The organism is Actinomycetospora sp. CA-084318 (assembly GCF_050955885.1).
GTDB lineage: Bacteria > Actinomycetota > Actinomycetes > Mycobacteriales > Pseudonocardiaceae > Actinomycetospora.
In genome coordinates this window covers 4,504,417-4,522,791 of the sequence record NZ_CP192098.1, presented here as the reverse complement: position 1 = coordinate 4,522,791, position 18,375 = coordinate 4,504,417, and the positions used below count along the sequence as shown (strand labels likewise).

At 74.1% G+C, this 18,375-nt stretch carries 18 protein-coding genes and 2 tRNA genes; 11 read left to right on the top strand and 9 right to left on the bottom strand.

Features of this window, described 5'->3' with window-relative positions; all coding sequences use genetic code 11:
• Positions 1-136 precede the first annotated feature (136 nt).
• Positions 137-208: transfer RNA gene (locus tag ACQPYX_RS22160), tRNA-Gln, on the top strand.
• 53 nt (positions 209-261) lie between these two features.
• A tRNA-Glu gene (locus tag ACQPYX_RS22155) sits at positions 262-334 on the top strand.
• A gap of 83 nt (positions 335-417) precedes the next feature.
• On the opposite strand, the gene ACQPYX_RS22150 is transcribed toward ACQPYX_RS22155, so the two are convergent.
• A complete protein-coding gene (locus ACQPYX_RS22150; RefSeq protein ID WP_433799432.1) occupies positions 418-993 on the bottom strand; it encodes a dimethylsulfonioproprionate lyase family protein in 576 nt (191 codons plus the stop codon).
• A 190-nt stretch (positions 994-1,183) separates the two neighbouring features.
• On the opposite strand from ACQPYX_RS22150, the gene ACQPYX_RS22145 reads away from it, so the two are divergent.
• Together ACQPYX_RS22145 and ACQPYX_RS22140 are read left to right on the top strand one after the other, a co-directional pair.
• Complete coding sequence (locus ACQPYX_RS22145; RefSeq protein WP_433799431.1) at positions 1,184-1,498, top strand: hypothetical protein; 315 nt, start codon at positions 1,184-1,186, stop codon at positions 1,496-1,498.
• 54 nt (positions 1,499-1,552) lie between these two features.
• Positions 1,553-2,635, top strand: coding sequence for a winged helix DNA-binding domain-containing protein (locus ACQPYX_RS22140; RefSeq protein WP_433799430.1), 1,083 nt, complete (start codon positions 1,553-1,555; stop codon positions 2,633-2,635).
• Here ACQPYX_RS22140 and ACQPYX_RS22135 read toward each other — a convergent pair.
• The gene (locus tag ACQPYX_RS22135; protein WP_433799429.1) at positions 2,610-3,239 is read right to left on the bottom strand and encodes a pyridoxamine 5'-phosphate oxidase family protein; all 630 of its coding nucleotides are present in this window, start codon (positions 3,237-3,239) and stop codon (positions 2,610-2,612) included. The two genes, ACQPYX_RS22140 and ACQPYX_RS22135, sit on opposite strands and share 26 nt — an antisense overlap.
• 27 nt (positions 3,240-3,266) lie before the next feature.
• Positions 3,267-3,950 (bottom strand): IclR family transcriptional regulator, encoded by a 684-nt coding sequence (locus ACQPYX_RS22130; protein WP_433799428.1) that lies wholly within the window; start codon positions 3,948-3,950, stop codon positions 3,267-3,269.
• Positions 3,951-4,006: 56 nt separating this feature from the next.
• Here ACQPYX_RS22130 and leuC point away from each other — a divergent pair, with 56 nt between their 5' ends.
• Both leuC and leuD read left to right on the top strand, forming a co-directional pair.
• Entirely contained in the window at positions 4,007-5,428 is a 1,422-nt protein-coding gene (leuC, locus tag ACQPYX_RS22125) for a 3-isopropylmalate dehydratase large subunit (RefSeq protein WP_433799427.1), read from the top strand.
• An 11-nt stretch (positions 5,429-5,439) separates the two neighbouring features.
• A complete protein-coding gene (leuD, locus tag ACQPYX_RS22120) occupies positions 5,440-6,033 on the top strand; it encodes a 3-isopropylmalate dehydratase small subunit (protein ID WP_433799426.1) in 594 nt (197 codons plus the stop codon).
• A 49-nt stretch (positions 6,034-6,082) separates the two neighbouring features.
• Here leuD and ACQPYX_RS22115 read toward each other — a convergent pair whose 3' ends face one another.
• A complete protein-coding gene (locus tag ACQPYX_RS22115) occupies positions 6,083-6,796 on the bottom strand; it encodes an SDR family oxidoreductase (protein ID WP_433799425.1) in 714 nt (237 codons plus the stop codon).
• An 82-nt stretch (positions 6,797-6,878) separates the two neighbouring features.
• On the opposite strand from ACQPYX_RS22115, the gene ACQPYX_RS22110 reads away from it, so the two are divergent.
• A complete protein-coding gene (locus ACQPYX_RS22110; protein WP_433799424.1) occupies positions 6,879-7,709 on the top strand; it encodes a LysR family transcriptional regulator in 831 nt (276 codons plus the stop codon).
• 43 nt (positions 7,710-7,752) lie between these two features.
• On the opposite strand, the gene ACQPYX_RS22105 is transcribed toward ACQPYX_RS22110, so the two are convergent.
• The 4 genes from ACQPYX_RS22105 to cofC form a co-directional block, all read right to left on the bottom strand.
• Entirely contained in the window at positions 7,753-9,684 is a 1,932-nt protein-coding gene (locus ACQPYX_RS22105) for a galactose oxidase-like domain-containing protein (RefSeq protein ID WP_433799423.1), read from the bottom strand.
• 173 nt (positions 9,685-9,857) lie between these two features.
• Positions 9,858-10,814, bottom strand: a complete 957-nt coding sequence (locus ACQPYX_RS22100) for an NUDIX hydrolase (RefSeq protein WP_433799422.1) — start codon at positions 10,812-10,814, stop codon at positions 9,858-9,860.
• The gene (locus ACQPYX_RS22095; RefSeq protein WP_433799421.1) at positions 10,811-13,087 is read right to left on the bottom strand and encodes an RNA degradosome polyphosphate kinase; all 2,277 of its coding nucleotides are present in this window, start codon (positions 13,085-13,087) and stop codon (positions 10,811-10,813) included. The genes ACQPYX_RS22100 and ACQPYX_RS22095 overlap by 4 nt, the downstream gene beginning before the upstream one ends.
• Before the next feature lie 59 nt (positions 13,088-13,146).
• Entirely contained in the window at positions 13,147-13,830 is a 684-nt protein-coding gene (gene cofC / locus ACQPYX_RS22090) for a 2-phospho-L-lactate guanylyltransferase (protein WP_433799420.1), read from the bottom strand.
• Between the two features lie 154 nt (positions 13,831-13,984).
• Between cofC and ACQPYX_RS22085 the strand changes: the two genes are divergently transcribed.
• The 3 genes from ACQPYX_RS22085 to ACQPYX_RS22075 are packed head-to-tail and all read left to right on the top strand — an operon-like array spanning position 13,985 to position 16,252.
• Entirely contained in the window at positions 13,985-14,752 is a 768-nt protein-coding gene (locus tag ACQPYX_RS22085; protein ID WP_433799419.1) for a lysophospholipid acyltransferase family protein, read from the top strand.
• Positions 14,749-15,747 (top strand): NAD(P)H-dependent glycerol-3-phosphate dehydrogenase, encoded by a 999-nt coding sequence (locus ACQPYX_RS22080; protein WP_433799418.1) that lies wholly within the window; start codon positions 14,749-14,751, stop codon positions 15,745-15,747. The genes ACQPYX_RS22085 and ACQPYX_RS22080 overlap by 4 nt, the downstream gene beginning before the upstream one ends.
• A gap of 58 nt (positions 15,748-15,805) precedes the next feature.
• Positions 15,806-16,252, top strand: a complete 447-nt coding sequence (locus ACQPYX_RS22075; RefSeq protein ID WP_433799417.1) for an ATP-binding protein — start codon at positions 15,806-15,808, stop codon at positions 16,250-16,252.
• Between the two features lie 7 nt (positions 16,253-16,259).
• On the opposite strand, the gene ACQPYX_RS22070 is transcribed toward ACQPYX_RS22075, so the two are convergent.
• Positions 16,260-16,901 carry a pyridoxamine 5'-phosphate oxidase family protein gene (locus tag ACQPYX_RS22070; RefSeq protein ID WP_433799416.1) on the bottom strand — a complete coding sequence of 214 codons (642 nt, stop codon included), beginning with the start codon at positions 16,899-16,901 and terminating at the stop codon, positions 16,260-16,262.
• A gap of 69 nt (positions 16,902-16,970) precedes the next feature.
• On the opposite strand from ACQPYX_RS22070, the gene ACQPYX_RS22065 reads away from it, so the two are divergent.
• Positions 16,971-18,371 carry a PLP-dependent aminotransferase family protein gene (locus tag ACQPYX_RS22065; protein WP_433799415.1) on the top strand — a complete coding sequence of 467 codons (1,401 nt, stop codon included), beginning with the start codon at positions 16,971-16,973 and terminating at the stop codon, positions 18,369-18,371.
• Positions 18,372-18,375 lie beyond the last annotated feature (4 nt).

The following is an 18,375-nucleotide window of genomic DNA, read 5'->3' as shown; positions in this document are numbered from 1 at the left end:
GCCCCACCGCCCCGGACGGGTGCGTGAGCTGCGGGGACACCGTGACGGGTGGGGGGTGCTCGAACCCGGGTGCGGGTGTTCGGTACAGTTGTCGGCGTCGCCAGCGAGGCCTGATGGTCACGGTGGGTGACAGCCATGGGGTATGGTGTAATTGGCAACACGGCTGATTCTGGTTCAGTTGTTCTAGGTTCGAGTCCTGGTACCCCAGCTGCGAGCAGCGACCGGGCGATCTTGTAGAGTTCCAGCCGCTGTTCCTCCTAGGGCCCCGTCGTCTAGCGGCCTAGGACGCCGCCCTCTCAAGGCGGTAGCGGGGGTTCGAATCCCCTCGGGGCTACATCACGGAGCGCCTCGACCCACCACGGGTCGGGGCGCTTCGTCGTTCCCGGAGCCTTCCCGACGACGGGTCGGGGGGCGGCATCAGGGCTCCACGAACACCGACGGCGTCCCGACCTCGTCGAACCACAGGTACGCGAGCAGGACGGCCCGGTCGTCGGTCCGCATCGCGTGCGGCTGCCACGGGTCGTGGTGGATCAGCTCTCCCGCCGGCTCGTCGACCCACCCCGCGCCGTGGTCCCAGCGGATCGCGCCGAGCGGGAGGTAGTACTCCTCGGCCGGGTGGTGGTGGGCGCGGTAGTGCACGCCGGGGCCGAGGACCACGAGCCCGAGCACCAGGTCGTCGTCGGAGCGCAGCTCGGCGTGCGCGTACCCGGCGAACAGGGCCTCGTCGTCGACGTACGAGGCGGTGCGGGTCCACGCGGCGCGCCGCGCGAGCAGGCCGACCGCCTCGGCCAGCTGGCCGTCGACCTCGTCGGCGACCCGGGCGATCGCGTCCTCGAGGTGGGCGAGCACGGGGACGTCCGGCGGGTCGGCGACCTGCTGCGGCGTCCCGCCGAGACTCGCCACGGCCATGAGCTCCGCCATCGCCCCGTGCCGACCGAGGGCGGCCACGAACCGGGCGGTCAGGGCGTCGGCGGCGGGTCCGGCGGCGGTCACGGCCCGATCCTGGCACCGGGCGGGGCGCGGCGACAGGAGCCGCGACGAGGTGGAGTTCCTGCCACTGGATGCCGGCAACGACGCTTCGCTGCCACGGGGGAGGGCCCCTCCCAACGGCCAGCGCATCCCGCGGGTTTACGACCACCGATCCGGCGGGCTCCCCGGGCGTTCCCCGCGAGAGGAGAACGCCGTGGCCCTCCCGATCCCGGATTTCGACCACCTGCCGCTGGGCTCGGTGGCCGACCGCATCCGCGCCCTCGACCTCGACCAGCTCGACGAGCTGATCGCCCACGAGCAGGCGCACGGCGACCGCCTGCCCGTGCTCGAGGTGATGCGCTCGCGTCGCGAGCAGCTCGAGGCCGGCGCCGAGCCGTCGTCGGGCGGGCAGGACGTGCACCCGGAGACGGGGGAGACGAGCCACGGGTCACCCGTCGACCCCTCGTCTGCGGCCGAGCCCGGCCCGCCGAACCGGCACGGTCTGCGTCAGGTCACCTGGGGCGGCTGAGTCCTCCCGGGAGGCGGACCGGAACCGACCGCCTCCTGCGCCATGCTGGGCGTCGTGACCGTCCTCGACGCCCGGGCCCTGAACCGCGCGACGCTCGCGCGCCAGCACCTGCTGGAGCGGACGCCGCTGAGCCCGCTCGACGCGATCGCCCACCTCGGCGGGCTGCAGGCGCAGGAGCCGCAGGAGCCGTTCGTCGGGCTCTGGTCGCGGCTGGACCCCTTCGACCCGGCCGCCCTCGACGCCCTGCTCACCGACCGACGGGTGGTGCGGCTGCACCTGATGCGCCGCACCGTCCACCTGGTCACGGCGGCCGACGCGCTGGCCTGGCGGCGCCGCCACGACGCGATGCTGCGCCAGCGCCTGCTCGGCGTGTACCGGGCGGAACTCGCGGGCGTCGACCTCGACGAGCTGGCGGTCGAGGCCGCCGCGCTGTTCGCTGCGGGGGAGCCGTCGATGCCCGACGTCGGGCGCGCCCTCGCCGAGCGGCACCCGGATCCGGGGTTCCGTGCGCTGGGCGAGGCGGCGATGACGGTGGTCCCGGTCGTCCAGGTCCCGCCCCGCGGCCTCTGGACGACGACCGCGGGGGCGCGGTACGCCCCGCTGGCGACGTGGCTCGGAACCGGACCACACCGGCCGTCGGGAACGATCGACGCCGAGCTGGTCCGCCGCTACCTGGCTGCCTTCGGGCCGGCGGCGTCGGCCGACCTGCGCGCGTGGTGCGGCCTCGCGGGCCTGCCGGAGGCCGTGGCCGCGGTCCGCGACGAGCTCGTGTCCTTCCGCGACGCCCGCGGCCGCGAGCTGCTCGACCTGCCCGGCGCGCCCCGCCCGGACCCCGACACCCCCGCGCCGGTGCGTTTCCTCCCGGCGTTCGACAACGTGGTCCTCGGCTACGACGACCGCAGCCGGATCATCGACGACGCCCACCGCCTGCTCTCGGTCGCGGGGAAGCGCTTCGTGCTCGTCGACGGGCGGGTGGCGGCGACCTGGGGCGTCGTCGACGGCGTCCTCGTCGTCGAGCCGCTGCGCCGGTTCAGCCGGGCCGACCGGACGGCGGTGGGGGAGGAGGGTCGGGCGCTCGCGCGCTTCCTCCCCGACGTCGAGCGGGGTCGGCTCAGGGTGGCGTCGTCCCGTACATGATCGCCCGGGTGTTCTCCTCGGTGTAGTACGCCTCCATCTGCGCGACCGTCATGTCGTCGGTGGTGCGCGCGGCCATGTCCGCGATCGACGGCAGGTCGTCGGCGGGCCAGGCCTCCGGCTTCCACAGATCCGAGCGCAGGAACGCCTTCGCGCAGTGCGTGAAGACCTCCTCGACGGCGACCTCCAGCACCAGCTGCGGCACGTGGTTGCGGTGCCGCATCCGCTCGGCGTACGGCGGATCGAGCAGCAGGCGGGCGGTGCCGTTCACGCGCAGCGTGTCGTGCCGCCGCGGCACCAGGAAGATCAGCCCGACGTGCGGGTTCTCCAGGATGTTCAGGAAGCCGTCGACGCGTCGGTTGCCGGGCCGGTCGGGCAGCACCACCGTGTGGTCGTCGAGGACCAGCACCGACCCGGCCGGGTCGCCCTTGGGCGAGACGTCCACGCGGCCGTGCGCGTCGGACGTCGCGATCATCTGGAACGGACTGGCGGCGATGAAGGCGCGGTCGACGTCGTCCAGGCGGTCGCGCTGCTTGGTCACCGCGCGACGCACCGGTTCGCCGACGATCTCCCTGAGCTGCTCGGCACTGGTGATCTGCTCGCTCACCGAACCACGGTAAGCAGCACCCGTCGCTCAGGCCAGTGCCTTCTCCAGGGCGCGTGCCGCGGCGAGCAGGTCGTTCGCCCATCGGGAGCCGGGCCTGCGGCCGATGCGCTCCACCGGACCGGAGACGGACACGGCGGCGACGACCGCGCCGTCCGACCCGCGCACCGGCGCCGAGACGCTGGCGACCCCCTGCTCCCGTTCCGCGACGCTCTGCGCCCACCCGCGTCGGCGGATCTCGGCGAGCAGGTCGGGGTCGAACGCGCCGGGCGCCTCGTCGGACCAGGCCATCAGCACCTTGGCGCCCGAGCCCGCCGTCAGCGGCAGGCGCACGCCGACCGGCACCGTGTCGCGCAGCCCGGACGCCGGCTCCGCCACCGCGACGCACACCCGCGAGTCGCCCTCGCGGCGGTAGAGCTGGACGGACTCGCCGGTGAGGTCGCGCAGCGTCGGCAGCACGTCCTCGGCGGCGGTGAGCAACGGGTCGTGGTGGCCGTGCGCCATCTCCGCGAGCGCGGGGCCCGGGCGCCAGCGCCCGTCGGGGTCGCGCTCGAGCAGCCGGTGGACCTCGAGTCCGACGGCGAGCCGGTGCGCGGTGGCCCGGGGCAGGCCGGTGCGCTCGACGAGCTCGGTGAGTCCGCAGGGCGCCCCCGCGGCGGCCCGCAGCACACCCACCGCCTTGTCCAGCACGCCGATTCCGCTACTCTGTCCCACAGAGCGACACAGTAATCCCAGTCTCTGGGATTCACCACCACCGCAGGCAGGGATCGATGGGACGCACACTCGCCGAGAAGGTCTGGGACCAGCACGTCGTGAGGCAGGGGGAGGGTGACGAGCCCGACCTGCTCTACATCGACCTCCACCTCATCCACGAGGTGACGAGCCCGCAGGCGTTCGACGGACTCCGGCTGCACGGCCGCACGCTCCGCCGCCCGGATCTCACGATCGCCACCGAGGACCACAACGTCCCGACGCTCGACATCCTCGCGCCGATCGCGGACGAGGTGTCGGCGACCCAGGTGGCGACGCTGCGGCGCAACGTCGAGGAGTTCGGCGTCCGGCTGTTCCCGATGGGCGACGCCAACCAGGGCATCGTGCACATGATCGGCCCGGAGCTGGGGCTGACCCAGCCCGGCACCACCGTGGTCTGCGGGGACTCCCACACCTCCACCCACGGCGCGTTCGGGGCGCTCGCGTTCGGCATCGGCACGTCCGAGGTCGAGCACGTGATGGCCACCCAGACGCTGCCGCTCAAGCCGTTCCGGACGATGGCGATCCAGATCGACGGCGAGCTGCGCCCCGGAGTGACCAGCAAGGACGTCATCCTCAAGGTCATCTCGCAGATCGGCACCGGCGGTGGCGCGGGCTACGTGCTCGAGTACCGCGGACCCGCCGTCGAGAAGATGTCGATGGAAGCGCGCATGACGATGTGCAACATGTCCATCGAGGCCGGCGGGCGCGCCGGGATGGTCGCCCCCGACGAGACCACCTTCGCCTACCTGAAGGGTCGCCCGCACGCCCCGCAGGGCGCCGAGTGGGACGCGGCGGTCGAGGCGTGGCGCGAGCTGCGCACCGACGACGACGCGGTGTTCGACGCCGTCGTGCACATCGATGCCGACGCGCTGACCCCGTTCGTCACCTGGGGCACCAACCCCGGCCAGGGGCTGCCGCTCGGCGAATCGGTGCCCGACCCCGCGACGATGGACGACGACGACGCGGCGGCCACCCGCAAGGCGCTCCAGTACATGGGCCTCGAGCCCAACACGAAGCTGCGCGACATCGCCGTCGACGTGGTGTTCCTCGGGTCGTGCACCAACGCCCGCATCGAGGACTTCCGCGCCGCCGCCGACGTCCTGCGCGGGCAGCGGATCGCCGACTCCGTGCAGATGCTCGTGGTCCCCGGCTCCATGGCGGTCAAGGCGCAGGCCGAGGAGGAGGGCCTCGACCAGGTGTTCATCGACGCCGGCGCCGAGTGGCGCAACGCCGGCTGCTCGATGTGTCTGGGCATGAACCCCGACCAGCTCGCCCCCGGGCAGCGCTGCGCCTCGACGTCGAACCGCAACTTCGAGGGTCGGCAGGGCAAGGGCGGGCGGACCCACCTCGTGTCGCCGCTGGTCGCCGCGGCGACCGCGGTGCGGGGGACGCTCAGTTCCCCCGAGGACCTGTCACCCAGCGTGCTGACGACGGCCTGAGGGAGCTGACCATGGAGAAGTTCACGACCCACACCGGCATCGGCACCCCGCTGCGGGTGTCGAACGTCGACACCGACCAGATCATCCCGGCGGTGTACCTCAAGCGCGTCACGCGGACCGGGTTCGACGACGGGCTGTTCGCCTCGTGGCGCAACGACCCCGCCTTCGTGCTGAACCAGGAGCCCTACGACCGCGGCTCGGTGCTCGTCGCCGGGTCCGACTTCGGCACCGGCTCCTCCCGCGAGCACGCCGTGTGGGCGCTCCTGGACTACGGGTTCCGCGTGGTGATCTCGTCGCGCTTCGGCGAGATCTTCAAGGGCAACTCGTCGAAGGCCGGGCTGCTCGCGGCCACCGTCGAGCAGTCCGACGTCGAGCTGCTGTGGAAGAAGATCGAGTCGCGGCCCGGCCTGGAGCTGACCGTCGACCTGACGGCGCGGACGGTCACCGCCGAGGACCTCGTCGTGCCGTTCACCGTCGACGACTACACCCGCTGGCGCCTGCTCGAGGGTCTCGACGACATCGGCCTCACCCTGCGCCACGAGGCCGACATCGACGCCTACGAGAAGACGCGGCCCTCGCACAAGCCGCAGGTGCTTCGCCTGTGAGTACTAATCCGTGTCCTGACACGGACTAGTACTCACAGGCCGAAGGCACCTACCACGGGATCTCGCCGGCGTCCTCGAAGTAGCCGCCGGTGGGGCCGTCGTCGGGCAGGGTCGCCAGCCGGATCGCGGTGGCCGCGCCCTGCTCGGGGGTGCGGTGCCCGCGGAAGCCGTTGAGGTCGGTCGCGACGAAGCCCGGGCACGCCAGGTTGATCTTGATGTTCGTCTCGGCCAGCGCCTTGACGTACTGGACGGTCACGGCGTTGAGGAACGTCTTCGACGGAGAGTAGGCCGTCGCGATCGGGCCGGTGTCGCCGCCGGAGGACTGCCGGGTCAGCGACCCGACGCCGGACGACACGTTCACGATCCGCGGGTGCGCCGAGCGGCGCAGCAGCGGCAGCATCGCATCCATCATGCGGATCACGCCGTAGACGTTGACCTCGACGACCGACCGCACGGTGTCGAGATCGACCTCCGTCGGGCGCTGGTCCCAGCCGCCCGTGATCCCGGCGTTGTTCACCAGCACGTCGAGGCGGTCCAGCGAGGCCGCCGCGGCGGCCACGCTCGCGTCGTCGGTGACGTCCAGCGGCACCCCGAACGCGTCGACCCCCGCGGCACGCAGCTTCTCGACGGCCTCCTCGCGCCGGACGTCGTCCCGGGCGCCGACGCCCACGCGCATCCCCTGCGCGCCCAGCCCCTCCGCGATGGCGTAGCCGATGCCCTTGTTCGCCCCGGTGACCAGGGCGACCGTCTTCTCGTCGTTCATGACGACCATGCTCGGCCGGTCTTCGCGCCCCGTCCACGACCGTCTCGGTGCCCATCGATACCGCAGGGGTATCACTGGAGGGGTGGAGACACGGGAGCTGCGGTACTTCGTGGCGGTCGCCGAGGAGCGGCACTTCGGGCGGGCGGCCGAGCGCCTCGGCATCGCCCAGCCGCCGCTGTCGCGGGCGATCCAGCAGCTCGAGCGGCGGGTAGGCGCCCGGTTGCTCGAGCGGACCAGCCGCGAGGTCCGGCTGACCGGTGCGGGCGCGGTCCTGCTCGCCGAGGGGCGCGCGGCGCTCGACGCGGTCGACGCCGCGGAACGCCGGACCCGACGCGCCGCCGGGGGCGGACCGGAGCTCGTGCTCGTCGCGAAGGCCGGGGCCTCGGAGGAACTGCTGGCGAAGATCCTCGCCGCCTACGCCGCCGAGCCCGGGGCGGTCGAGGTCGACGTGCAGCTGTGCGGGCCCGGGCAGCAGGAGCGGCTGCTGCGCGACGGCCGGGCCGACGTCGCCCTGCTCCACCGCCCGTTCGACTCGACCGCCGGCTTCGACACCGAGGACCTCGCCACCGAGGGACAGTCGCTGTTCCTGCCCGCCGGACATCCGCTCTCGACGCGGTCACGGCTGCGACTGGCCGACGTCGCCGACATGCCCCTGCCACGTTGGCCCGGCCCCGACGGCACCTACGCCGACGGCCCGGGCCCGCAGGTCCGGGACACGATGCAACTGCGGCAGCTCGTCTCGCTGGGGCGGGCGACGGCGGTGCTCCCGGACTCCGCCCGGCACGGCCTGGCCGACGACATCGTCGCCGTGCCGGTCGTCGACGCGCCCCGGGTGACCACGGTGGTCGCCTGGCCTCCGCACAGCCGCTCGCGGGCGGTGGCCGACCTCGTCCGGTGCGCTGCGCGCTCGTGAGCACTTTCCGTGGCTCCAGCCACGGAAAGTGCTCACGTGCCCGTCAGGGCACGTCGAGGATCTTCGCCTCGCTCGGCACGCCCTTGTCGTCCACGAGGAAGAGCATGTACGGGCCGGGCGGCACGATCGTCGCCTCCTTCGGCACCGTGATCGACACCCCGTCCGGCGTCTTCTGCATGTCCAGCGCCACGTCACGCATGTCGGTCGTGGTGACGTGGGTGGCGGAGGAGGTGCGGATCAGGCGGGCCTTGGCGATCCGCGAGGCGTCCGGCGTCGGGATCGTCACCGTCTGACCGCGGGTCAGCACCGGCGGCGCCGAGGAGATCGTCGGACGCGGCGCCCCCGACTCCAGGTACGGCGGCGTGAAGATCTCGATCCGCTGCTCGAACGTGCCCGGGATCGTGTTCTTCTCGTCGTCGAACAGCGGGTCGGACCCCGCCACGAGCACCCGGCCGTCGGGCAGCAGCAGCGCCTCGGTGTGGTAGTCGCGCCCGATCCGCGGGTCGGCCATCGGCGTGAGCTGGTTCGTCGTCGGGTCGAGGGTGTAGGCGAGGTGGTTGTTCGTCGCCCCCTTGCCGCGGTAGTCCAGCGAGCCGTTGGTGATCAGCGTGGTGTCGTCGGGCAGGTTGACCAGGTTCGGGTACCGGGTCGGCTGCGCCAGGTCCGGTCCCGGCGTGAAGTGCGGCGCCGGGTCCTTGAGGTCCAGGAAGTCGATCCGCGAGGACGAGATCGGGCTCTCACCGACGCCGCCGCCACCGACCACCGCCAGCCGCTGGTCCTGCACCGGGCCGATCCACGACGACCCCGAGGTCTCCATCAGCTCCGGCTGACGCAGCCCGGGGATCGGGGTGAACGCGCCGGTGTCGAGGTCCCAGAAGCCGGGCACGCGGCCCTCGGTCGCCGGGCCGTAGCCCGCGTTCGAGCCGGTGTAGACGATCTGGCGCGGCTTCTCGGTCTCGAAGAGCGCGGGGTAGGTGGGGAAGTACTGCGTGAGCACGGCCCGCCGGTCGATCCAGGTGTTGGTGCGCGGGTCGAACTCCTCGGACAGCCCGTTGAGCACCTGCCCCACGCCGTCGAGGCCGGCGACGGTGAGCACGTTGCCGTCGGAGAGCGGGGTCAGCGTCGGGTACCAGCGCGGCTGGTTCATGTCCGGCAGCTCGGTCCACGCCTCGGTCTTCGGGTCGAACGTGTAGGCCTTGTTGGTGCCCTGGTAGTCCTGCTTGTCCAGGGTCATCGGCTCGCCGAGGCCGTAGATGTTCTTCGAGTCCGCCGCCGAGAGCCCGGAGACGGTGTACTTGTCGCGGTTGCCGTTGACCGCCTGCGGGCCGGGGACCTCCGACTCGACGAAGACCTTCTCCTCGGAGGCGGTGACCTGGGTGCGCTTCCCGGCGCCGGTCTTGGCCGCGGGCGGGAGCGTCACGTCGAACGCCGACTTGTACTTCTGGCCGGACGGTGCGACGAACTCGGTGCCCGCGGGCAGGAAGCGCGGACCGTTCGGGTTCTCGTTCTTGACGCGCATCGCGCCGGCCGCGTTGGTGACGGCGCCGTCGAGCTTCTCGTAGCGCTGCGTGCCACCGGCGAAGAGCACCCGCCCGTCGGGGAGCACGGTCTGCCCGCCGCAGAACATGTCGTCGGGCACCGGGATCATCCGCGACTGCCCCGTCGTGGGGTCGTAGACGAGGCTCTTCAGCGCCCGCGTCGCGAACATGTCCTCCTTGTTGCCGGAGCCGGCGATGAGGAGGACCTTGCCGTTGTTCAGCAGCACGGCGTGGATCGAGTTCACGCGGTTGTCGGGCGGGACCTCGATCGTGTCCCAGTGCCCGTACTGCGCCTTGTACTCCGGGCTGTTGATCAGCCGCTCGTGCCGCCACTCCTGGACGTAGGAGAAGGCCGGTGGCACGTTGACACCGAGCAGCACGGCGGCCGCGACGGCCACCAGAGCGATCTGCCGGTAGCGGCGTGTCTTCGCGCGCAAGCCCACCCTCCAGGTCATGCCGGGCCGGGCCTGACGACGGGGGAGCGCAGGCCGGGGGCCGACCCGGCGGACGGCCGTGCGTCACGCTAACCGAGTCCGTTTCGTGACATGACCACGGGGCGGCACCGTCGGCGACCGGGTCACCGTGGTCGGCGGACGGCGCCGCGCCCTCCTCAGACCGCCGGGTCGCGGACGTAGTCGGCGCCGACCAGCGTCCGTCCGTCGAACGAGAGGACCCAGGCACTGCCCTTGCGCGACGGCGGATCGGACAACCGCCGGTTGCTGCGCACCTCGGGGCGGGGCCCGAGGTCGGCGTCCGGGCCGGCCGCGAGGTCCCGCACGAGGGTCGGGATGCCGTACCCCTGGGCGCAGACCGCGGCCACGCCCTCCTCGCCCGCCAGCTCGAGCAGCCGCGCCCGCGCCCGCTGCGGGGCGGCGGCCACGGCCTCGTCGGCCAGGGCGTCCTCGATCACGATCCCGACGCCGAGCCGGTGCGAGGCGGGTTCGAGGGTCTGCACGCAGCGGGTGCGCCCGACGGCGTGCAGGCGCTCGACGCCGTGCGCGGCGAGCAGGTCGGCGAGGCGCCGGGCCTGCTCGCGGCCCTCGTCGTCGAGCGGGCGGGCGTCGTCGTCGGCGTGGCTGCCGCGCTTCCCGGCCTTGGCGTGCCGCACGAGCAGCAGGGTCCGCAGCGGGAACGGCGCCGCGGTGAAGTCGTCGAGCACGCCGCGGTCGGAGTCGTAGCTCAGCAGCGGCCGGGCGTCGGCGGGCGCGAGCCAGCGCAGCTCGTCGGTCTCGCCGTTCGGGGTGAAGCTCCCGGACCCGGCGCGGGCGTCCCAGTAGTCGACGACCTTGCGGTCCGCGCCGACCGGGTAGCGCACGGTGGCCACGTGCCGTCCGAGGACGGCCGCGAAGCCGGTCTCCTCGGCGATCTCGCGGACCGCGGTGCGCGCCCGCGACTCGCCCGGGTCGACCTTGCCCTTGGGCAGGCTCCAGTCGCCGTGGTGCGGCCGGTGCACCACCGCGACCTCCACGGACGCGCCGTCGCCCGCCGCGGGCCGCCACAGCACGGCCCCGGCAGCGTGCACCGCGGCCGGCACCACCTCGTCGTCGGGGGAGCCGGCGAGGCTCACGCCTTCCCGTCCCGGCGCAGCAGCAGCTGGGTCTGGTGGTCGCACACCTGCATCCCCTCGGTCCCCTCCCCGGCGGCGACCGGCCACGGGGTCCAGGAGCCGTCCGGGTCGAGGCTCCAGCACCGGGTGGACGGCGCGGTGGCCGAGTCGAGGATGTCGTCGAGCTGGGCGGTCAGGCGCGGGTCGGTGACCGGCGCCAGCACCTCGACCCGGCGGTCGAGGTTGCGGTGCATGATGTCGGCACTGCCGATCCAGTGCTCGCCGGCCCCCACGAAGTGGAAGATCCGCGAGTGCTCGAGGAAGCGGCCGAGGATGGACCGGACCCGGATGTTCTCCGAGAGCCCCGGCACCCCGGCCCGCAGCGCGCAGATGCCGCGGACCACGAGGTCGATCGGCACCCCGGCGAGCGACGCGCGGTAGAGCGCGTCGATCACCTGCTCGTCGACCAGCCCGTTGACCTTGATCCGGATGCCGGCCTTCTTGCCCTTCGCCGCGCGCTTGCGCTCGCCGTCGATCCGCTCGATCAGTCCGCGGCGCACGCCGTAGGGCGCCACCAGCAGCCGGCGGTACTTGCGCCGCCGGGCGTAGCCGGTGAGCACGTTGAACAGGTCGGTGAGGTCGGCGCCGATCGTCTCGTCGGCGGTGAAGACGCCCATGTCCTCGTAGAGCCGGGCGGTCTTCGGGTTGTAGTTGCCCGTGCCGAGGTGGCAGTAGCGCTTGATGGCCGAGCCCTCCTGGCGCACCACCAGCGCGGCCTTGCAGTGGGTCTTGAGCCCGACGAGGCCGTAGACCACGTGCACCCCGGCACGTTCCAGCGCGCGGGCCCAGTTGATGTTGGCCCGCTCGTCGAACCGGGCCTTGATCTCGACGACCGCGACGACCTGCTTGCCGGCCTCCGCCGCGTCGATCAGCGCCTCGACGATCGGGGAGTCGCCGGAGGTGCGGTAGAGCGTCTGCTTGATCGCGAGCACCTTCGGGTCGTTCGCCGCCTGCTCGATGAAGCGGTGCACGCTCGTGGAGAACGAGTCGTAGGGGTGGTGCACCATCACGTCGCCCTCGCGCAGGGTGGCGAAGACGCTCTTGGGCGTCTCGCCCTCGGAGAACGCCGGGTGCGTCGCGGGGACGAACACCGGGTCCTTGAGCTCGGGGCGGTTGAGCGAGAGCAGTTCCATCAGGCACGAGAGGTCGAGCAGGCCGGGCACCTGGACGACGTCGTGCGGGTCCACGTCGAGCTCGCGCAGCAGCAGCTCGAGCATGTGCTCGCTCATCGAGTCGGTGATCTCGAGGCGCACCGGCGGGCCGAAGCGGCGGCGGGCGAGCTCGCGCTCGAGGGCCTGCAGCAGATCCTCGTCGCGGTCCTCCTCGACGTCGAGGTCGGCGTTGCGGGTCACCCGGAACACGTGGTGCTCGGCGACCTCCATGCCCTCGAAGAGGTGGTCGAGGTGCTCGGCGATGAGGTCCTCGATGGGGAGGAACCAGCAGCGGCGGTCGAGGTTGGTCGCGTCGCCCTCGTCGTCACCCTCCCCGGGCTCCGGGCCGACCCGCACCAGGCGCGGCACGTTGTTCGGCACCTTGACCCGGGCGAAGTGCTCGGTGCCGGTCTGCGGGTCCCGGACGGCGACGGCGAGGTTGAGCGACTGGTTGGAGATGTAGGGGAACGGGTGGGCCGGGTCCACCGCGAGCGGCGTGAGCACCGGGAAGACCTGGGCGTCGAACCACGCGGAGAGCCGCTCCCGGGCCTCCTCGGTGACCCGGTCCCAGCCGATGACGTGCACGCCCGCGTCCTCGAGGGCGGGGCCGACGTCGGTGCGCCACACCCGGGCGTGCTTCTCGGCGAGCTCCTGGTTGCGGGCCGCGATGCGGGCGAGCTGCTCACGCGGGGTGAGCCCGTCGGCGCTGCGCACCGAGAGCCCGGTCTCCTCCCGGCGCTTCAGCCCGGCCACGCGGACCATGTAGAACTCGTCGAGGTTCGAGGCGAAGATCGCGAGGAACTTGGCGCGCTCGAGCAGCGGCTGGCTGGTGTCCTCGGCGAGGGCCAGCACGCGGGCGTTGAACTCCAGCCAGGAGAGCTCGCGGTTGTCGTAGCGGTCGTCGGGCAGGTCCGCGGGCACGTCGTCGGCGGCCGGCGTCGCCGCGGCGGGCGCGGTGGGCAGCCGGCCCCGTCCCTCGGCCGTCCGGACCGGCGGTGCCGGGGCGGGCGGGGGCGGGCCGGGCTCCGAGATCGGGCCGGCCTCCTCGATCGTGGTGTCCGTCGAGTCGCTCACCCGGCCCATTCTGGGGGCCCGCGCCCCCGGACGGCGACCACTGCGGGATGTGCCACCCGAGGTGTGGGTCAGCGGCAGCCGGCCGTGAGCACCTCCGGGCGCGGCCAGGCCCGGGTGGCGGGCCCGACGCCGAGCGCGCGCACCTCGTCGAGATCGGCCGGGACGTCGACGTCGTGGCGCAGCCCCGGCCACTCGCCGGTGAGGGCGACCGCCCCGGCCGCCGCGTGGGCGGCCGCGGAGAACGGTCCGAAGCGGGGCGCGAACCCGGGCGTGGCGACCAGCAGCGAGGTCCCCTCGCCGGTGTGGTCGGCCACGAACGCCGCCGGGGCGTGGCGCAGCGCCGACCGGGCGGCGGTGAGGGCCTCGTCGAGCTCCTCGGGGCGCAGCGCCGGCAGGTCGGCGAGCAGCACCCCGACCGGGATCGGCCCGAGGTGCTCGATCCCGGCCCGGATCGCGGCGTCGAGCCCCCGGCCGGGATCCCGCACCAGCTCCACCCGCGGATCCGTCCCGACGACGGGGGGCGGGTGACCGGCGCGCAGCCGCGGCTCCGAGGTCACGACGGCGAGGCGGCGGACCGAGGAGGCGAGGACGGCGGCCAGGGTGTCCGTGGCGAGGGCGAGGGCGAGGTCGGCGTGCGTGATGTGCGGGTCGGTCGGGGACACGGCCGCGCTCGCCGCGGCCAGCCGGGTCTTGGCGCGCGCCAGCTCCTTCACCGGCACGACGAGGTCCGTCGCGACGCCACGGTCGGCCATGCTCCCCATCCTGGACCCGCCGCACGCCCGGAGGCCACCGAGAGCCCGCCGACGGTCGTCTGGACGGCGATCACCGGTCACGGGAGACTCACGCCGCAGCGTGCCGGGGCCGCTCCCGGCGCTCCGACGTGACGGTGCGAGGAGGCGGGCCCGGGTGGCGATCGCAGACGGTTCTCCCACGACCCCGGCGCCGATGCCGCGGGACGTGGCCCGGCGTCGTCGGGAGCCGGGGGGCCCGTGGGTGTTCCTGGCCGCGCTGGTCTTCTACCCGTTGACGTGGTGGCTGGCGCGACGCCGGATGGTCGGGCTCGAGCAGGTGCCGGCCGAGGGGCCCGCGCTGCTGGTCAGCAACCACATCTCCTACCTCGACCCGGTGTACACCGCGGTCTTCGTGCACCGCGCGCGCCGGGTGCCGCGGTTCCTCGCCAAGGACTCGCTCTGGCGGGTGCCGGTCTTCGGTCGGATCATGGCCGGCTCCCGGCAGATCCCGGTCGCGCGCGGCTCCCGCGACGCCGGGGCGAGCCTCGCGGCCGCGGAGGCGGCCCTCGCCGACGACGGCGTCGTCGTGATCTACCCCGAGGGCACCATCACCCGGGACGCGGCGGGCTGGCCGATGGAGGCGCGCTCGGGCGCCGCGCGGCTGGCCCTGCTGCACGACGTCCCGGTGATCCCGGTGGTGCACTGGGGCACGCTCTCGGTCTACGACCACTACCGCAGGCGGTTCCGGCCCTCCCCGTTCGGCACCACGATCACCGTGCGCGCGGGCGAGCCGCTGCCGATGGACGACCTGCGCGCCCGGGTCGGCGACCGCCCGCCCGGCGCGAAACTGATGAAGGAGACGACGGAGCGGATGATGACCGCGGTCGGGGCGCTGCTCGAGGACGTCCGGGGCGAGGTCCGGCCGGCGGGGGACGCGGCATGAGCCGCTACGCGGTCCTCGGGGCGGGGTCGTGGGGGACGACGTTCGCCAAGGTGCTCGCGGACGCGGGCACGGACGTCACGCTCTGGGCGCGGCGCCAGGAGGTGGCGGACGCGATCACCGCCGACCACGTCAACCCGGAGTACCTGCCCGACATCAAGCTGCCCTCGGCGCTGCGCGCCACGCACGACGCCGAGGCCGCCCTCGACGGCGTGACCACCGTGGTGCTGGCGATCCCCGCCCAGCGGCTGCGCGGGCACCTGCAGGACTGGGCCGACCACCTGCCGCGCGGCGCCACCGTGGTCAGCCTCGCCAAGGGCGTCGAGATGGGCACGCTCAAGCGGATGAGCGAGGTCATCGCGGACGCGGGCCGGGTCGCCCCGGACCGGATCGCGGTGCTCTCCGGGCCGAACCTCGCCGGCGAGATCGCCGCCGAGCAGCCCACGGCCACCGTCGTCGCCTGCTCGGACCACGACCGGGCGGTGGCGGTGCAGCACGAGTGCTCCACCGGCTACTTCAAGCCCTACACCAACGTCGACGTCATCGGCTGCGAGCTCGGCGGCGCGTGCAAGAACGTCATCGCGCTCGCCTGCGGCATGGCCTCCGGGCAGGGCTACGGCGACAACACGACCGCCTCGCTGATCACCCGGGGGCTCGCCGAGATCTCGCGCCTCACGGTGGCGCTCGGCGGCGAGGCGCTGACCCTGGCCGGGCTCGCCGGCATGGGCGACCTCGTGGCCACCTGCTCGTCCCCGCTCTCGCGCAACCGCCGGTTCGGCGAGTCGCTGGGCCGCGGCATGTCGGTGGCCGAGGCCGAGGAGGCCAACCACGGCCAGGTCGCCGAGGGCGTCAAGTCCTGCGAGGCGATCGGCGAGCTGGCCCGTACGCACGGGGTCGACACCCCGATCGTGGACGCCGTCCGCCGGGTGTGTGCAGGCACCGTGTCGGCGCGTGACGTGGGCGACGAACTCATCAACCGCTCGCGCAAGCCGGAGTGAGCGGTTCCGCCCGGGCGGGTGCGTTTCGTGTCGGGCCGTCCGAGGAACTCCCGGTCTCGTGGACGTGCTGCAGCGCATGGGGCCGCCGCCCCGCGTGACCGCCGACCGCCCGGTGGTCACCCTCGAGCGGACCGCCCCGGCGGACCGACCGAACGCGTCGGCGATCCGCCGCACCTTCCGCACCTGGGTGCGCACGTGGGCCGACCCGGACACCGCGGACGACCTCGCGCTCGCGGTCTACGAGGCCCTCGCCAACGTGGTCGACCACGCCTACTCGACGGCGCCCGGCCCGGGTGAGATGCGGCTGTGGGCGGCGGTGTCCCCGCCGCTGGCGGGCGGCCGCGACCTCGTCGTCACCATCTCCGACGACGGCGCCTGGCGCCGCTCGACCGGGTGCGGCTGGCGCGGCCGCGGGCTGCCCCTCATGCACACCCTCACCCGCGCGACCGTCCTGTCCGGTCGGCACGGCACCACCGTGCAGCTCCGGGCGCGCGTGCACCCCTAGTCCGCCGTCAGCCCACCCGGCCCGCCACGTGCGCGGGTACGGGGGTGTCCGGCGGCAGCGCCGGGCAGGTCTCGGGCTCGCCGAGCACCGTGTGCACCGGCAGGATGCCCGCCCAGCGGGTGTCGCCCTCGGCCACGAGCCCGGGGTCGCCCGGCGGGCCCTGCCGCACCTTGACGCTCGCCTCCTGCAGGTCCAGCGCCAGCACCGCGGTCGCGGCACTCTCCTTCCGGTCGGGGCGGCGCGCGTGTGACCACTGCCCGGGCGTCAAATGCTCGACGATGGCCTCGAGCGCCAGCAGGTGCTCGTCCGGGTCGGTCACCCGACGGGCCCGTCCCCGGACGACGGCGCTGCGGTAGTTGGCGGAGTGCGCGAACACCGAGCGGGCGAGCACCAGACCGTCGAGCAGGGTCACGGTGAGGCAGACCTCCCGGTCCCGGGCGAGAGTCGCGGCGCCGCTCGAGCCGTGCACGTAGACCAGGTCGCCGACCCGGGCGTGCATGGTCGGCAGCACGAGCGGGGCCCCGTCCGGGTCGACGACGCCCAGGTGGCAGACGAGGGCCTCGTCCAGGATCGCGTGCAGCGAGGTGGGGTCGTCCTGCTGCCGGTCGCGTTTGCGGCGCAGCTGCGTGCGAGGCGTGGGGGAGAGCATGCGGACGATCGTCGCCCCGCCGGTGGCATCCTGCGAGGGCCACTTCCACGACGGTCCGGGAGGCCACTCGTGCTCGTCGCGCTCGACCGGTCCGCGCCGACCCCGCTGGCGGTGCAGGTCGCGGACGGCCTGCGGGCGGCGGCGCTCGACGGCCGACTCCGGGTCGGCGAGCGCGTCCCGGCGACGCGGGTGCTCGCCCGCGAGCTCGGGGTGAGCCGGACCGTCACCGCCGCCGCCTACGACCAGCTCGTCGCCGAGGGGTGGCTGGGCGCCCGCCACGGGTCGGGGACGTTCGTGCTGGCGGCCCCTCCCTCCTCTCCTGGCAGCAAAGCGTCGTTGCTGTCGCCCGGTGACAGCAACGACGCTCTCCTGCCATGTGGAGGTGGTGCGGCCACCGACCTGCGCCCCGGCTCGCCGTGCCTCGAGGTGCTCGACCCGGCGTCCTGGCGGCGGGCGTGGCGCCGCGCCGGCGACCTGGACCCCGCGGCGCGCCCGGAGTACGCCGGCGTGCCCGTCTTCCGCGCGGCGGTGGCCGAGCACCTGCTGCGCCACCGCGGGCTCGTCGGGGCCGACGTCCTCGCCACCGCCGGCACGACGGCGGGTCTCACCGAGCTCGTCGCGCTGCTCACCCGGCGGCTCGGGCGGCCGGTCCGGGCCGGACTGGAGAACCCCGGCTACCGCCGCGCCGCGGGCGTGCTGCGCGCCGCCGGGGCGGAGGTGACCGCCCTCGCGGTCGACGCGGAGGGCCTCGTCGGGAACCTCCCGGCAGGCCTCGACCTGGTCTACGTGACCCCGGCGCACCAGTACCCGCTTGGCGGGCGGCTGCCCGTCGCGCGGCGGACGGCGCTCGTCGAGCGGGCCCGGGCGGAGGGGTTCGTGCTGGTCGAGGACGACTACGACGGGGAGCTGCGCTACGACGTCGCACCGCTGCCGGTCCTCGCGGCGCTCGGCCCCGACGTCGTCGTGCACCTCGGGACGGCGGGCAAGATCGCGACGCCGGACCTCGGTGTCGGCTGGCTCGTCGCGCCGCCTGCGCTCACGGCCGACCTGCTCGACCGCCGCCGCGCGACCGGGACGAGGCCGGCCCCCGCGGGCCAGCAGGTGTTCGCGGCGTGGGTGCACGACGGCGGGTTGGGTCGGCACCTCACGCGCCTGCGGCGCGAGCTCGCGGTGCGGCGCGGGCTCGTCGTCGACGTGGTCCGGGCGGCGGGGCGCGAGGTCCTGGGCGACCGGGCGGGAGCGCACCTGGTGGTCCCGCTGGCGTCGGCCGCCGTCGAGCGCGAGGTCGTCGGGGCCCTCGCCGGCACGGGGGTGCGGGTCGACGGGCTGGCCGCGCACCACCTCGACGACGGGCCGACGGACTGGTCCGGGGTGCTCGTCGGGTGGGCCGCCCCGCGGCGGGCGGAGCTCGTGGTGGCCCTGGAGCGGGTCCGGGGCGTGCTGGCCGGGGCGGCGGTGGGGCGCGCGTAGGGTG